This window comes from Pseudomonas sp. WS 5503 (assembly GCF_012985385.1).
Classification (GTDB): Bacteria; Pseudomonadota; Gammaproteobacteria; order Pseudomonadales; family Pseudomonadaceae; genus Aquipseudomonas; species Aquipseudomonas paracarnis.
Genome location: NZ_JAAQWI010000001.1, coordinates 519,358 through 533,869, shown reverse-complemented (window position 1 = coordinate 533,869; position 14,512 = coordinate 519,358). Strand labels below are relative to the sequence as shown.

The following is a 14,512-nucleotide window of genomic DNA, read 5'->3' as shown; positions in this document are numbered from 1 at the left end:
GCCATGGTTCGTCGCACCAAAGAGGAAGCTCAGGAAACGCGCAGCCAGATTCTCCAAGCCGCCGAGCAAGCCTTTTATGAGCGTGGCGTAGCGCGTACCACCCTGGCGGACATCGCCGCGTTGGCGGGCGTGACGCGTGGGGCTATCTATTGGCATTTCAGCAATAAGTCCGATTTGCTCCAGGCCTTGCTCGATACGCTGCACGAACCCCTGGACGAATTGGCCCGGGCGAGTGAAAGCGAGGATGAAGTCGACCCGCTGGGCTGTATGCGCAAGCTGCTGATTCATCTCTACCATGAAGTGGCCCTGGACCCGAAAACCCGGCGCATCAACGAGATTCTGTTTCATAAGTGCGAGTTCACCGATGAAATGTGTGACATGCGCCGCCAACGCCAGACCCACAGCCTGGAATGCAACCTGCGTATCAGCCTGACGTTGCGTAACGCGGTTCATCGCGGGCAACTGCCTGAAAATCTCGACACCACCCGTGGGGCTGTCTGCATACATGCCTTCATCCACGGTTTGATCGGCCAGTGGCTGCTGGTCCCCGATAGCTTTGAACTGCACCAGGACGCCGAGCGCTGGGCTGATATAGGGCTGGACATGCTGCGCCTGAGCCCCAGCCTGCGCAATTGAAACAAAATGCGTAATTGCAACCCGTTGTGTCAACAGTAAAGCCTAAGGACGGTCAATCGTCCTTCTGGCTGATTTGTGGGGTGACTTTATATACGGCCTGGCGGGCGGTTGATAGGTAGCCGGCTAAGTATTTTGTAGCGATATTGTTGCCGTTCTGTGAAGCGATGTTTCCAGGGGGGCTACAGACAGGCACAAATGTGGGAGGGGACTTGCTCCTGACACTGTAGGAGCGAGCTTGCTCGCGAAAAACTTCAACGATAACGCGTGCTTCCTGAGTGAACGCGGCGCCTGTTAGTTTCTCGCGAGCAAGCTCGCTCCTACCGCATTGGGTTTGCGGGTTAGGTTAGATCGGCAGCGTCGGGTAGTCGATGTAACCCACCGGGCCTTTGCCATAGAAAGTTTCGGGGTGCGGCTCGTTCAACGGCGCATCGGCCTTCAGTCGCGCCGGCAGGTCCGGGTTGGCGATAAAAGGAATACCAAAGGCCACTGCATCCGCCTTGCCCGCCGCCAGCCAGGCGTTGGCGCTGTCTTTGGTGAAACGTTCGTTGGCGATGTATACGCCGCCGAAGGCTTTTTTCAGCTGTGGACCAAGGCTGTCTGCGCCTTCTTTTTCGCGGGAGCAGATGAAGGCGATGCCGCGCTTGCCCAGTTCGCTGGCGACGTAGGTGAAGGTCTCGGCGAGGTTGTCGTCACCCATGTCATGCGCGTCAGCACGCGGTGCCAGGTGCACGCCCACGCGGCCGGCGCCCCAGACTTCGATGGCGGCGTCGGTGACTTCCAGCAACAGGCGCGCACGGTTTTCCAGGGAACCACCGTACTGGTCGGTGCGCTGGTTGGTGCTGCTCTGCAGGAACTGGTCAAGCAGGTAGCCGTTGGCGCCGTGGATTTCCACGCCGTCGAAACCGGCGGCCTTGGCGTTCTCGGCGCCGGTGCGATAAGCGTCGACGATGTCGGCGATTTCAGCGGTTTCCAGGGCGCGCGGGGTTGGGTAGTCGGCCAATGGGCGAACCAGGCTGACGTGGCCTTTAGCCTGGACCGCACTCGGAGCCACCGGGGTTTCGCCGTTCAGGTAGGACTCGTGGGAGATGCGGCCAACGTGCCACAACTGCAGGAAGATCTTGCCGCCCGCGCCATGCACGGCCTTGGTGATGTTGGCCCAGCCGCGCACCTGATCGTTGGACCAGATGCCGGGGGTGTCCGGGTAGCCCACGCCCATCGGTGCCACGGAAGTGGCTTCGCTGAGGATCAGCCCCGCGGACGCGCGTTGCACGTAGTACTCGGCCATCAGCGCGTTGGGCACGCGCCCGGCGTCTGCGCGGCAGCGGGTCAGCGGCGCCATGATGATGCGGTTCGACAGTTGCACGTCGCCCAGTGTGATCGGATCGAAAATAGTCGTCATGGAAAAAACACCTTCTCTTTCAAGTTGATCAGTTGGTCGCGGGGGCCAGGTCGGCGTTGCCGCCCTGACGGAAAGTGATAAGGGTCACCAGCAGCGCGAGAATCGCCAGTGCTGCAGCGGCCAGGGGCACGCTGGTCAGGCCGAAACCGTGGGCAATCACGCTGCCGCCGACCCAGGCGCCGAGGGCGTTGCCGATGTTGAAGGCACCGATATTCAGGGTGGATACTAGGTTCGGCGCGGCCTTGCCGAAGGTCACCACGTTGATTTGCAGCGCCGGCACGGCGGCGAACGAGGCGGTGGCCCACAGGAACAGGGTGATTTCAGTCGGTATCACCGCAACGCTGGTCCAGCTCAACACCGTGGAAACCACCGCCATGCTGATGAACACGCCGATCAAGGTGGCCGCCAGGCGCTTGTCCGCCAGTTTGCCGCCGATGATGTTGCCCACGGTGAGCCCCAGGCCGATCAGCAGCAGGGTCCAGGTCACGCCCTTGGGCGACACGCCGGTGACATCGCCGAGCAGCGGTGCGACGTAGGTAAAGAGGGTAAACATAGACGCGGCAAACAGCGCGGTCATGCTCAGCGACAGCCAGATACCGGCACCCTTGAGGGCGGCCAGTTCGGCGCGCATGTCGAGTTTTTCTTCGTCACGCTTGGCGGGCAGGAAGCGAATAAGGCCGATCAAGGCGATTACGCCAATCACGGTCACGGCCCAGAAGGTCGAGCGCCAGCCGGCTTCCTGGCCCAGCGCCGTACCCAGGGGCACGCCCAGCACGTTCGCCAGGGTCAACCCAGTGAACATCAACGCGACGGCCGACGCACGTTTGTTGGCCGGCACCAGGTTGGCCGCCACCACCGAGCCAATGCCGAAGAACGCACCGTGGCACAACGCTGTGACCACACGGGCAAACATCAGCACGTTGTAGTCGCTTGCCAGGGCACAGAGCAGATTGCCGATAATGAAAATACCCATCAGCGCTACCAGCGCCGCCTTGCGTGGCAGCCTGGCGGTGGCCAGTGCCATGAACGGCGCGCCGATGGCCACGCCCAGGGCGTAGCCGGTGACCAGCCAGCCGGCGCCGGGAATCGACACACCCAGGTCCGTCGCCACATCGGGCAGCAAGCCCATGATGACGAACTCGGTGGTGCCGATGGCGAAGGCGCTCAGGGCCAGTATGAGTAGCGAGAGGGGCATGGGCGTGTCCTTGATGATTACGGTGCGCTGAGTTCGGTAATGAGCGCAGCGAGAAAGGCTTGGATCACTTCCTCGTTGCGCTTGAAAAAGTGCCACTGCCCGGCCTTCTGGCTGGTGATCAACCCCGCCCGTTGCAAGGTGGCCAGGTGCGCCGACACGGTCGACTGGGACAAGCCGCAGCGCTGGTCGATCTGCCCGGCGCAGATGCCGTATTCGTGGTTGTGCAATTGCTCGGGGAACTGCACTTTCGGGTCTTTGAGCCAGGTGAGGATGTCTCGTCGTACTGGGTGCGCCAGGGCTTTTATTATTTCGTCGAGGTCGATGGACATGGCAGGGTGCTCGGTGTCGTAAAGCGTTATATCGCGATGAGGCGAACTTTAAATCGCAATATCCCGATATACCAATATGATTTTGATATGAGACCAAAGCGAATCGGTATATCGGGTTATAACGATATGTGGGTGGCAGTGGTAGACTGCGCGGCATGAATTATCTCGCACATCTGCACCTGGGCGGCCAACTTCCGGCGCAATTGCTGGGCAGCCTCTATGGCGACTTCGTCAAAGGCCGCCTGCAGGGCCAGTTCAGCCCGCAAATCGAAGCGGCGATCCAGCTGCATCGCTCCATCGACCGGTTCACCGACAGCCACCCCTTGGTGGGGGAGGCGTTGTCGCGTTTCAGCCAGACCCGCAGGCGCTATGCCGGCATCGTGCTCGATGTGTTTTTTGACCATTGTCTGGCGCGGGATTGGGCGCTGTATGCCGACCAGCCTCTGGAGCGTTTCACGTCGCAGGTGTATCGGGTGTTGGCGGCTGAACCCGCACTACCGGGGCGGCTGGCGCAGATTGCGCCGTATATGGCCGCGGATGATTGGTTGGGCTCGTACCGCGAGTTTGCGGTGATGGAGCAGGTGCTGCGCGGGATTTCGCGGCGGCTGACACAACCTGAGGAACTGGGGTATGCGATGCAGGAGTTGCGGGTTTTGTATGAGCCGTTGAGTGAGGACTTTCGACTGTTCTACCCAGAGTTGCAGAAATTTGCGCAATCTCAACTGACTATTGAGATCTGAATGTGGGAGCTGACTTGCCGGCGATAGCGGCCTACCGGTTGAGAATGTTATGGCTGACCCACCGCCATCGCAGGCAAGCCAGCTCCCACATTTGGATTGAGTTCACATTGCTTCAGGCTGCGAATGCAGGCCGAGCGGCCACTTGCTCGGTTTCCGGCACCGGGCCGAACAATGCCTTCTGCACCGCCTGCTGCGCCTGATACGCCAATGCCGCACGTTCCTGCCCGGCGCAGGCAATCGGCTTGAGCACATGAATCTCCACATCGCCGCGGTCATTGGAAAACAAGCGCATCAGGTGCGAGAGCAAATCATCATCGCCAATAAAGGGTGCCAGCGGGTCGACTTGGCCGTCGCGCAGATACCGAATCGCTACCGGCTGCAGTGATACATCCGCATCGATCGCGCTGGCCAGCAAGCGCCCGTGGAACGTGCGCAGGCCGCGCCCGTCGGTGGTGGTGCCCTCGGGGAACATCAGCAAGGGGTGCTGTTGCTCCAGATGACGGGTCATTTGCTTGCGGATCAGTTGGCTGTCACCTGATCCGCGGCGAATAAACAGGCTGCCAGCCTTGGCCGCTAGCCAGCCGGCCACCGGCCAGGTGCGCACCTCGGCCTTGGACAAAAACGACATCGGCGCCACCATGCCCAGCAACGGGATATCCGTCCAGGACACGTGATTGCTCACCCACAGCATCGGCGTTTGCGGCAACTCGCCATGCACCGTTACGCGAAAGGGCAGGGCGTTGGTCAGTCGCGCCATAAAGAAGCGCGACCAACGCTGGCGCCGCACCATCGAGTTAGCCACGCCCAGGCGCTCGAACAAGCCAAACACACTGGCCATGCTCAGCCCCAGCCCCACCACCAACAACACGCGGGCGATGCGCCCGTAGATGCGCAGGCGGTTCATCACATGGCCGCCTTGAAGTGGCGCGCGTAGCGCGGGCACAACTCGTCGCGCTTGAGCAGGATAAACACGTCTGCTACCTGGAAGTCTTCATCCCAGCACGGCTCGCCGCAGATCTTCGCGCCCAGGCGCATGTAGGCCTTGAGCAGCGGCGGCATTTCGGCGATGACGTTGGACGGCAAGTCCAGGGCCGGCAGTGGTTTTTTCGGTTCGGCGCGCAGGTGTTCGTTGCACAGGTAGCGCTCGCGCAAGCGCTGCATGATCGCGTGGGCCTGGATGCCGCCATCGTGCATCGGGATGCTCGCGCAGCCCATCAGGTAGCTGTAGCCGCCCTGGTTGAGCACTTCGGCCAACTCGCCCCACAACACCGCGATGGTGCCGCCATTGCGATAGGCCGGGTCGACGCAGGTGCGGCCAATCTCCAGGATCGGGCCCTGCAAGTGCAGCAGGCCATGCAGGCTGAATTCTTCTTCACTGTAGAACCGGCCCAGGGTGCTGGCGGCCTGGTGGTCGAGCAGACGGGTAGTCGCGACGAGTCGACCGCTGTTCAAATCCCGCACGCCGATATGGCTGCAGTGAACATCATAGTCATCCATGTCCAGACCCAGTTCCGCGCCTTTCAGCTTGGCGTTGAACTCGCCGCTGAACACGTTGAACCGCAGGGCCTGGGCTTCCTGCAATGCCTGTGCGCCTACCAGGCGTTCGGCTTGCAGACGGCGTTCATTGCCTTTGTCGCTGATGCGGGCGATCTGAGTCATAGCGAGTCTCCGGGTGCCGGCCAGGTTGCGGCCAGTCGACTTTGTTGTCCAAAGTCAGGCTATGTAGCCTCGGTGTCAGCTCCATGAAGTTACGGTGACGGTTGGATGACAGCCCCCTTGTCGCAAATCTGTCACTGGCGTGAGCTAGGCTCGCGGGCTTGAATGCCCCCTTGAGTTTGCGTCCATGGTCCGAGGCCTGTTGTGCGTTGCCCTGCTGTTTGTCACCGTGAATGCCCGCGCTGAAATCTGGCCTGATAAGGAGTGGGCCGTGGGCACATCTCTCGCCGGCCCCGCTGTCGATGCCCTGGACGCCTACGCTTTCCCACCCCGCGACGATGCCACCCGCAACGGTATTCGCACCGACGCGTTGCTGGTCATTCGTGACGGCGAAATCATTTATGAACGCTACGCCGCGCCCACCACTGCCAGCACGCCGCACCTGACCTGGTCTGTCAGCAAAAGCCTGATGGCTACCGTGCTGGGCGTGGCCTATGGGCAAGGCCGCTTCAAACTCAACGACCCCGCCGCACGTTTCTACCCGCCGATGAAGCAGCACCCCAAGGTGAGCATGGCCGACCTGCTGCACTGGGCCTCCGGGTTGGACTGGCAGGAAGACTACGAGTACGCCCCGTTGAAATCTTCGGTGGTGGCGATGCTCTACACCCGTGGCCACACCGACATGGCGCAATTCGCAGCGGATGCCGAGGCGGTCGCCGCCCCTGGCCAGGCTTTCCGTTATTCCAGTGGCGACAGCACTATCCTGTCCGCCGCGCTCAAGGGCATGCTCGGCCACAAGGCCTACATCACCTACCCGTGGGACGCGCTGTTCCAGCCCTTGGGCATTCGCGACGCAACCTGGGAAACCGACGCCGATGAGACGTTTGTCTCGTCGTCCTATGCCTACCTCACGGCCCGGGATCTGGCACGAGTAGGGTTACTGATGGCCCGGGATGGGCGCTGGGGCGTGCGGCAACTGCTGCCCAAGGACTGGGTCGCCTTCAACCGCCGGCCCTTCGACCGCTACAAAGCCGGCCAGGATGAAGCTGTGCCGGGCGGCCATTGGTGGCTCAATACCGGCGCCCCCCAACCCTGGCCCGACGCACCGGCCACTACCTTCGCCGCTCTGGGGCACTGGGGCCAGGCGCTGTTTGTGCTGCCCGACGAACACCTGGTGATCGTGCGTTACGGCGATGATCGGGATGGCAGTTACCGGCATAACGAACTGCTCAAACGCGTGCTGGCGGCGGTGCGCTCATGATCCGTCGTCATCCGTTCATCAGCGTTTTACTGGTGTTGCTTTTCGCATTGTTCGGCTGGGTTTGGCACGAGCGCGTCAACCTGCAAGCCTTCCCCGACATCATCGCGGCGTACACCGCCAAGGAGTACTGCTCGTGCCGGTACGTGGCCAACAACCCGGCGCAGTATTGCCTGGGGTATGTGAAGCAGTACGTGCCCATCAGTGCGTTTATCGACACGCCTGAGCGCAGTGAAGTGACAGCGAGCGGGTTGGGGCGTACGCATACAGCGCGATGGATGGGCAACCGCCAAGGCTGCCGCCTGACTCCCTGACACACCCCATCACCTCCTGTGGGAGCGGGCTTGCTCGCGAATGCGGTGGGTCAGTCAACACATGTATTGGCTGGTATTGCGCATTCGCGAGCAAGCCCGCTCCCACAGGGGATATGCGCTGGCGGACGCAACGGCGCTGGTTTTTTGCTGATGTCGGACCTCGGCTGAGGCCCGTTTGAGCTACCTGAACTTCACAAGCATGGCGGCAACTACCCCCCATGTGAATGACGTGAACATCAGCGTCATATTGACGATCAGACGCCGTTTCAGACGAGCTGGAAATGTTTCGATATCAGCAGGATTTACATCACCGGTAAGAACATAAGCCCTCGGCCACACGACCATCCCCGCGATTTTTGATATTTCCAAGAGTGACCAAATCAAGCCCCGTTTTCCTAGGCTATCTCCCCATAGGTAGATATACCGACTGTTTTTCAAAGCCTCCTTTAATGCGTCCAGATGACGGTGGCTCAGGTGCAAACTATGAGCAATCCCGGCAACTGCGAGCAGACCTGGGGCCCCCAAAACAAAGATTGCAGCCCAGGGAGGCCAAGTGTCGATACCGGTCATGGTTGAGTCATTTCGTAAATTTTTTCTCCGATAGCTTCGCCAGTCATACTACCAACAGTCGTCCCCATCCATGCGCCTGTCCCTACTATAGCTGCGATGCATACAACGCCTCCGATACCTCCAGTGGCTACGCCAATCGCCAGGCAGATCGGACCACTGGCAGAACTAGCCATCGCGCCACCTGCAACGCCGAGGGCAGTAGAAAGCCCAAATTTTCCGCCTTCAGTAAACTTGACCTTCTCACAAGCTGGCCCAGATTCGCCGTTACATACCTGCTCAATAGCCATCAGCGAAGACACTCCGCCAATCCCAATCCCGATGTAACCGCCCGCCTTCATGTATTGGGTAGCACGACTCGTTGCTTCCACGTGAGCGGCATATCCCGGAATCTGCCCCGGCGCACCGGCCTTGTCCCAATGGTGCACCAAGCTACGACTGGAAATGCCGAGGGCTGTTTTCAACTTGGGGTGATCGCCCAGGGTGGTGTGGCCACGCAGCCGAGTGGAATTCAACAGATGAGCATCCAGCTGGCTCATAAGACGCTGGCGATCCGTGAAGAACTGCGACGACTTAAGGTGGCCGTGCTGACGATAAGTTTGTTGGTGTAGACGCTCGATGGCCTGGAGGGTGTTGCGCAAGTTATTCAGGTGCGTTTCCATCACCACCGCACTCACGCCGAGCCAGGTTGAGGTATGGGCTATGAAGCTGGCGATTTCGGCACCGTGTCGATACAGAAAGTCGGCCTCGTCCGGCGTAAGGGAATCCAGGGAGGCATCGACTTGTTGAGCGGCCTGCATCAACTGCGCTTCCTGATAAGTGCAGGAGGTGTTGTTCGGATCGCTGAGCACGACCATTGAGCCGGCTTTGAAGTGACCTGTATTGGGATTCAGCGTTTGAAACTTGCGCATTACAGCCGGGTCAAGAACTGGAAAAAGCGTGGCCTCCAAAGCCTCGCGCGTAGTGCTTTTGGGCACGATATAAAAACCTGGTTCCTGGCCCGATAGACCGTTAAATGCAGACGGGACTGAATGGCTTGGCGGTTTGTAAGCGCTTTGAGAAGGCGCCGCCCAACTGGTAGTGGCTCGGACCGGTTCGGCTGCTCGTCTGGCGGAGTTCGTAGCGCCGCTATCTTTACCATATTGAGCTGAAAACACTGAAGGAATCAGCTCGGCTTTACAGGGACAGTCGCTGTAACTATCCAACGTACCGGCCATAAGCCGGCCATGACTGTTCATGTAAGAAATGCCACCGACGATCTTATATGTTTGCCCATCCTTGCCACAGGTAACTCGATCACCTTCGCAGGCATGAAGAAGGCCATGGATGTTGACTCTTTTATCTCCGTCCAGCACTTCCCCGCCGCAGGTGGTCTTGTCACCCAGGCCAATGAAATAACCTACGCTCATTGTTTTTCCCTTTATCCATTAAGTTTTTTGGCCGTACTTTCCTCCTCGTCTCGACAAGAAAACTAACGCGTGACGCATTTCAATCGAGGTAAACGAGCAAGGGAGAGTCAGTGGCAAGCCAGACTTTGGAGAGGGATTTACTTAAGGTAAAGTCAGACGATTCCGTGAGTTTCGTCGTATTAATCTGATGGGATTGCGGCGCCCGATGCCGTGCACCGGGCGCGTATTACTTATTGCACAGGTGGAGTGCCGGGCTGCATCGCCAGCAGCAGGTCGTCGATGATGGCTTTGCCCATTTCGCCCAAGTAATGCGAGGCGAACGCAAACCTCTCGGCCCTGCGGTCCATGGCAGCTTCAAGGGAGAGCATTTTGGCGTAGTAGAGCACGTGGGAGGCGTGTTCGAGGGCTTCCACAAGCGGAACCCCGGCGTTGACGCGGAACAGTTTCAGGTGGCTTTTGTTTTCTCCGCAGTCTGCGAAGGTGGCGGAGCCGATGGTTTCGGCTGAGGGTGTTTCGTACGGCATAAGCTTGCTCCTTTGGTACAACCAAAATGAGCTTCTTTCTCGGGATTCCACGCCCGGTCGTTGATGAGCAGCGACGGTGGGGAGATTAACGCTATGTACGTGGCCTCGCAACCGGTGGCATTTCGCTGTTGATCCCGGCAGCGGTGGGTCAGTTGGAAATGTTTTGGCTGACAGTCCGTCATCGGGGGCAAGCCCCCTCCCACATTTTGATCTCCAGAGATTTTAAGAAAATGGTTGGCCTCAGGTTCCACAGGGTGGAACCACCTTTGATTGTCCTCGCGCCCACATCGCGGTTAGCTGGCGGTGTGTCGCCAACAAGAACGGGAACACCCGCCTGTGAGGAGAATCACCATGCGCCCACACCAGCACATCCTGGATTGGCTCAGCGACGTTGCCAGCGACTTGCACGCTGTGCGTCACGATATCCATGCCCATCCTGAGCTTGGCTTTGAAGAGAACCGCACCTCAGCGCTGGTCGCGCACTCCCTGCGGGAATGGGGTTATGAGGTGCATACCGGCATCGGCAAGACCGGTGTGGTCGGCGTGCTGCGCAATGGCAGCAGTTCGCGCACGCTGGGCATTCGTGCCGACATGGATGCGTTGCCCATCATCGAAAACACCGGTGCGGCCTACACCAGCCAGCACGCCGGTTGCATGCACGCCTGCGGGCATGACGGCCACACCACCATGCTGCTCGGCGCTGCCCGCTACCTGGCGGCGACCCGGCAATTCGACGGCACCTTGAACCTGATTTTCCAACCCGCCGAAGAAGGCCAGGGCGGTGCCGAGGCGATGTTGGCGGATGGTTTGCTGGAGCGCTTCCCGTGTGACGGCCTGTTCGGCATGCACAATATGCCGGGCTTGCCGGCGGGGCATTTGGGATTAAGAGTTGGCCCGATGATGGCGTCCCAGGACTTGCTCACTGTCACCCTTGAAGGCGTCGGCGGCCATGGTTCCATGCCGCACCTCACGGTCGATCCACTGGTGGCTGCAGCGAGTATGGTCATGGCCTTGCAGACGGTAGTAGCGCGCAATATCGATACCCAGGAAGCCGCCGTGGTTACGGTCGGTGCGCTGCAAGCCGGCCAGGCCGCCAACGTGATTCCCCAGCAAGCGCTGCTGCGCCTGAGCTTGCGCGCACTTAACCCCAAGGTACGCGAACAGATGCTGGAACGGGTCAACGCGATCATCCAGACCCAGGCCGCCAGCTTCGGCTGCACCGTGCAGATCGAACACCGGCCGGCCTACCCGGTGCTGGTCAACCACGCCGAAGAAACCGAATTCGCCCGCCAGGTCGGTGTGGCCTTGCTCGGTGCCGACGCTGTGGATGGCAACACCCGCACGCTGATGGGCAGCGAAGACTTCGCCTGGATGCTGCAACGCTGCCCCGGCAGTTACCTGTTTATCGGCAACGGTGTGTCGCGACCGATGGTGCACAACCCCGCCTATGACTTCAACGACGACATCCTGCTGACCGGCGCAGCCTACTGGGGTGCGCTAGCCGAGAGCTGGCTCAAGCCAGCCGGATAACCCAATCCTTTGTAGGAGCGAGCTTGCTCGCGAAAAACCCACAAGCGACACGGGCTCCCGGAAAGCGCTGCGTCAGCGTTAACGACCTTCGCGAGCAAGCTCGCTCCTACTGCAACGCCTTTTTCTGCCGCTGGACCCTTTCCCTGTATCGGTTGAATGGAGTGTTCCTCATGCAGACTGCAAAACTCGGCGTTTCCCGCACCCGCCAAGTGGTGGCGGCGGTGATCGGCAACGCGCTGGAATGGTATGACTTTATCGTCTACGGCTTTCTCGCCAGCATCATCGCCCGGCAGTTCTTCCCCTCCGAAGACGAATACGCGTCGCTGCTGATGGCCCTGGCCACCTTTGGCGTGGGGTTTTTCATGCGTCCGGTGGGCGGCATCCTGTTGGGCATCTATGCCGACCGCAAAGGCCGCAAGGCGGCGATGCAGTTGATTATCCGGCTGATGACCGTGTCCATCGCGCTGATCGCCTTCGCGCCGAGCTACGCCGCCATTGGCATGGGTGCGCCGTTGCTGATTGTGGTGGCGCGGATGCTTCAGGGGTTTGCCACCGGCGGTGAATATGCCAGCGCCACGGCATTTCTGGTGGAGAGCGCACCTGCCCATCGCAAGGGCTTGTATGGCTCCTGGCAATTGGTAGGGCAATGCCTGGCGGTGTTCGGCGGGGCGGCGATGGTGGCGTTGGTCACGCATTTCTTTTCGCCCGAAACCCTCGACCTGTGGGGCTGGCGCCTGCCGTTTGTGCTGGGCTTGTTGATCGGCCCGGTGGGGTTGTGGATTCGTCGGCACATGGAAGACCCGGAAGAGTTTATCCAGGCGCGTAAAAACGCCACCGGCCCGGCGCCGAGCCTCATGCAAGTGCTGCGTGACCATCGGCGCAGCATCCTGGTGTCCATGGGCCTGGCCTGCGGGGCGACGGTGTCGTTCTACGTGGTGCTGGTGAACATGCCGACCTTCGCCCACAAGAACCTCGGCCTGCCGCTGGACCAGGTGCTGATGGTGCAGATGTTTGCGGTGGCGCTGATGACCGTGGTGATCCCCTTGTCCGGCCTGCTCTCGGATCGGTTGGGACGGCGACCGGTGTTGATGGCCTTCACCCTGGCGTTCTTCGTAATGGTCTACCCGTTGTATGTGTGGGTAGCCGCTGCGCCGTCCATCGAGCGCCTGCTGGTGATGCAGGTGATGTTGTGCACGGCGATTGGCGGGTTCTTCGGGCCAGCGCCGACGGCATTGGCCGAGCAGTTCCCTATCGAGGTGCGCTCGACCGGCGTGTCGGTGGCCTATAACGTGGCGGTAATGGTGTTCGGTGGTTTCGCGCCGTTGATCGTGACCTGGCTGAGCAAGGTGCTGGGCACGCCGGTGGCGCCGTCGTTCTATGTATTGTTTGCGTGTGTGCTGACGCTGCTGGGCACTTACTGCATGCGCGAGGCGCCCCGGGCGAGCAAGCCGCTGCCGTTTTCCAGAGAGGTGAAGCCTTGAGTATTGTTGATTGGGATGCCACTGAGCTGTCGCGGGCCATTCATGGACGGCAGGTGTCGTGCGAAGAGGTGATGCAGGCGTACCTGGTGCAGATCCAGCGCTTTAACCCTGGGGTGAATGCGCTGGTGTCGTTGCGCGAAAGCGAGGCGGTGCTGGCCGAGGCGAGGGCGTGTGATCGTGAGTTGGACCGGGGCCATTCCCGTGGCTGGATGCATGGCATGCCCCAGGCCATCAAGGACCTGGCGGCCACCCAGGGTTTGCGCACCACCCTGGGCTCACCGCTGTTCGCCGAGCATGTACCGAACGAAGACGCCATCAGCGTGGCGCGGGTGCGGGCCAGTGGTGCGATCATCATTGGCAAGACCAACGTGCCGGAGTTCGGCCTGGGCTCTCACACCTACAACACGCTGTTCGGCACCACCGGCAATGCCTATGACCCGCGCCTGGCGGCCGGCGGTAGCAGTGGCGGGGCGGCGGTGGCCCTGGCGCTACGCATGCTGCCGGTGGCCGACGGCAGCGACATGATGGGCTCGTTGCGCAACCCGGCGGCGTTCAACAACGTGTTCGGCTTGCGCCCCTCCCAGGGGCGGGTGCCTCACGGGCCGATGCCGGAGTTGTTCGTGCAGCAACTGGGCACCGAAGGCCCGATGGGGCGCAGCGTGACGGATGTGGCGCGGTTGCTGAGCATCCAGGCCGGTTACGACCCCCGCACGCCGCTGTCATCCCAGGCCGATCCGGCGGTGCTGGGCCAGCCGTTGCTGCGCGACTTCAAGGGCGTGCGCCTCGGTTGGCTGGGGGACTACAACGGTTATCTGCCGATGGATGATGGCGTGATGAGCCTGTGCGAAGCGGCGCTGGATGATTTCGCCAGGTTGGGCTGTGAAGTGCACAGCTGCCAACCGGACTTTTCCATGGCGCGCCTGTGGCGCTGCTGGTTGGTACACCGCCATTGGCTGGTGCACGGCAACCTCGGCGCGGCCTACGCCAACCCACAAAAACGCGCGTTGCTCAAGCCCGAAGCGCAATGGGAAGTGGAGGGCGGCCAGGGCTTGAGTGCCCAGCAGGTTTACCAGGCGTCGGTGGACCGCAGTGAGTGGTACCGCGCTTTGGGCAAGCTGTTCGAACGTTACGATTTCCTGCTGTTGCCCACCGCCCAGGTGTTCCCTTTCGATGCACAACAGCCTTGGCCGCGCCTCGTCGGCGGGCGTGAAATGGACACTTATCACCGCTGGATGGAAGTGGTGATCGGCCCGACCCTCGCCGGTTTGCCGAGCATGAGCATCCCGGCGGGCTTCAACCCACAGGGCTTGCCCATGGGCCTGCAAATCATTGGCCCGGCCCAGGCCGACAGGGCCGTACTGCAATTGGCCTATGCCCATGAACAACTGACCCAATGGGTACAACGCCGGCCACCGGCGTGCCTTGCAACGACCCGTTGAGCGCTGACCGGGCCTGTATCTTGCTGTGAAAAAAG

The 14,512-nt window shown here is 60.9% G+C and carries 15 protein-coding genes; 7 read left to right on the top strand and 8 right to left on the bottom strand.

Going from position 1 to position 14,512, the window contains the following annotated elements; translation table 11 throughout:
• The first annotated feature begins 3 nt into the window (after window positions 1-3).
• Window positions 4-636, top strand: coding sequence for a TetR family transcriptional regulator (locus HBO10_RS02670; protein WP_034125975.1), 633 nt, complete (start codon window positions 4-6; stop codon window positions 634-636).
• A gap of 343 nt (window positions 637-979) precedes the next feature.
• Here HBO10_RS02670 and HBO10_RS02665 read toward each other — a convergent pair whose 3' ends face one another.
• From HBO10_RS02665 to HBO10_RS02655, 3 genes are read right to left on the bottom strand one after another with little or no spacing between them, the layout of a single operon-like run.
• Window positions 980-2,035: an alkene reductase gene (locus HBO10_RS02665; protein ID WP_034125976.1), complete on the bottom strand. Its 1,056-nt coding sequence runs from the start codon at window positions 2,033-2,035 to the stop codon at window positions 980-982.
• A 28-nt stretch (window positions 2,036-2,063) separates the two neighbouring features.
• On the bottom strand, window positions 2,064-3,230 hold the full coding sequence (locus HBO10_RS02660; RefSeq protein ID WP_034125977.1) for an MFS transporter: 1,167 nt from the start codon (window positions 3,228-3,230) through the stop codon (window positions 2,064-2,066).
• Between the two features lie 17 nt (window positions 3,231-3,247).
• Window positions 3,248-3,559 carry a helix-turn-helix transcriptional regulator gene (locus tag HBO10_RS02655; RefSeq protein ID WP_034125978.1) on the bottom strand — a complete coding sequence of 104 codons (312 nt, stop codon included), beginning with the start codon at window positions 3,557-3,559 and terminating at the stop codon, window positions 3,248-3,250.
• 155 nt (window positions 3,560-3,714) lie between these two features.
• On the opposite strand from HBO10_RS02655, the gene HBO10_RS02650 reads away from it, so the two are divergent.
• Window positions 3,715-4,299 carry an ACP phosphodiesterase gene (locus tag HBO10_RS02650; RefSeq protein ID WP_034125979.1) on the top strand — a complete coding sequence of 195 codons (585 nt, stop codon included), beginning with the start codon at window positions 3,715-3,717 and terminating at the stop codon, window positions 4,297-4,299.
• Window positions 4,300-4,411: 112 nt separating this feature from the next.
• Here the strand turns inward: HBO10_RS02650 and HBO10_RS02645 are convergent, their stop codons facing one another.
• Together HBO10_RS02645 and olsB are read right to left on the bottom strand one after the other, a co-directional pair.
• Window positions 4,412-5,203, bottom strand: coding sequence for a lysophospholipid acyltransferase family protein (locus tag HBO10_RS02645; protein WP_032893104.1), 792 nt, complete (start codon window positions 5,201-5,203; stop codon window positions 4,412-4,414).
• On the bottom strand, window positions 5,203-5,958 hold the full coding sequence (gene olsB / locus HBO10_RS02640) for an L-ornithine N(alpha)-acyltransferase (protein ID WP_003189352.1): 756 nt from the start codon (window positions 5,956-5,958) through the stop codon (window positions 5,203-5,205). Before olsB ends, HBO10_RS02645 begins: the two co-directional genes overlap by 1 nt.
• 184 nt (window positions 5,959-6,142) lie before the next feature.
• Here olsB and HBO10_RS02635 point away from each other — a divergent pair, with 184 nt between their 5' ends.
• A complete protein-coding gene (locus tag HBO10_RS02635) occupies window positions 6,143-7,216 on the top strand; it encodes a serine hydrolase (RefSeq protein WP_034125980.1) in 1,074 nt (357 codons plus the stop codon).
• Window positions 7,213-7,527, top strand: a complete 315-nt coding sequence (locus HBO10_RS02630) for a hypothetical protein (RefSeq protein WP_034125981.1) — start codon at window positions 7,213-7,215, stop codon at window positions 7,525-7,527. The genes HBO10_RS02635 and HBO10_RS02630 overlap by 4 nt, the downstream gene beginning before the upstream one ends.
• A 180-nt stretch (window positions 7,528-7,707) precedes the next feature.
• On the opposite strand, the gene HBO10_RS02625 is transcribed toward HBO10_RS02630, so the two are convergent.
• The 3 genes from HBO10_RS02625 to HBO10_RS02615 form a co-directional block, all read right to left on the bottom strand.
• Window positions 7,708-8,097 carry a hypothetical protein gene (locus HBO10_RS02625; RefSeq protein ID WP_034125982.1) on the bottom strand — a complete coding sequence of 130 codons (390 nt, stop codon included), beginning with the start codon at window positions 8,095-8,097 and terminating at the stop codon, window positions 7,708-7,710.
• The gene (locus HBO10_RS02620; RefSeq protein ID WP_034125983.1) at window positions 8,094-9,503 is read right to left on the bottom strand and encodes a PAAR domain-containing protein; all 1,410 of its coding nucleotides are present in this window, start codon (window positions 9,501-9,503) and stop codon (window positions 8,094-8,096) included. The genes HBO10_RS02625 and HBO10_RS02620 overlap by 4 nt, the downstream gene beginning before the upstream one ends.
• Window positions 9,504-9,733: 230 nt before the next feature.
• Window positions 9,734-10,027 carry a DUF3077 domain-containing protein gene (locus HBO10_RS02615; RefSeq protein ID WP_034125984.1) on the bottom strand — a complete coding sequence of 98 codons (294 nt, stop codon included), beginning with the start codon at window positions 10,025-10,027 and terminating at the stop codon, window positions 9,734-9,736.
• 351 nt (window positions 10,028-10,378) lie between these two features.
• Here HBO10_RS02615 and HBO10_RS02610 point away from each other — a divergent pair, with 351 nt between their 5' ends.
• From HBO10_RS02610 to HBO10_RS02600, 3 genes are all read left to right on the top strand, one after another.
• Entirely contained in the window at window positions 10,379-11,557 is a 1,179-nt protein-coding gene (locus HBO10_RS02610) for a M20 aminoacylase family protein (protein WP_034125985.1), read from the top strand.
• 170 nt (window positions 11,558-11,727) lie between these two features.
• Entirely contained in the window at window positions 11,728-13,038 is a 1,311-nt protein-coding gene (locus tag HBO10_RS02605) for a citrate-proton symporter (RefSeq protein ID WP_034125986.1), read from the top strand.
• Window positions 13,035-14,477: an amidase gene (locus HBO10_RS02600; RefSeq protein ID WP_034125987.1), complete on the top strand. Its 1,443-nt coding sequence runs from the start codon at window positions 13,035-13,037 to the stop codon at window positions 14,475-14,477. The genes HBO10_RS02605 and HBO10_RS02600 overlap by 4 nt, the downstream gene beginning before the upstream one ends.
• Window positions 14,478-14,512: the final 35 nt, after the last annotated feature.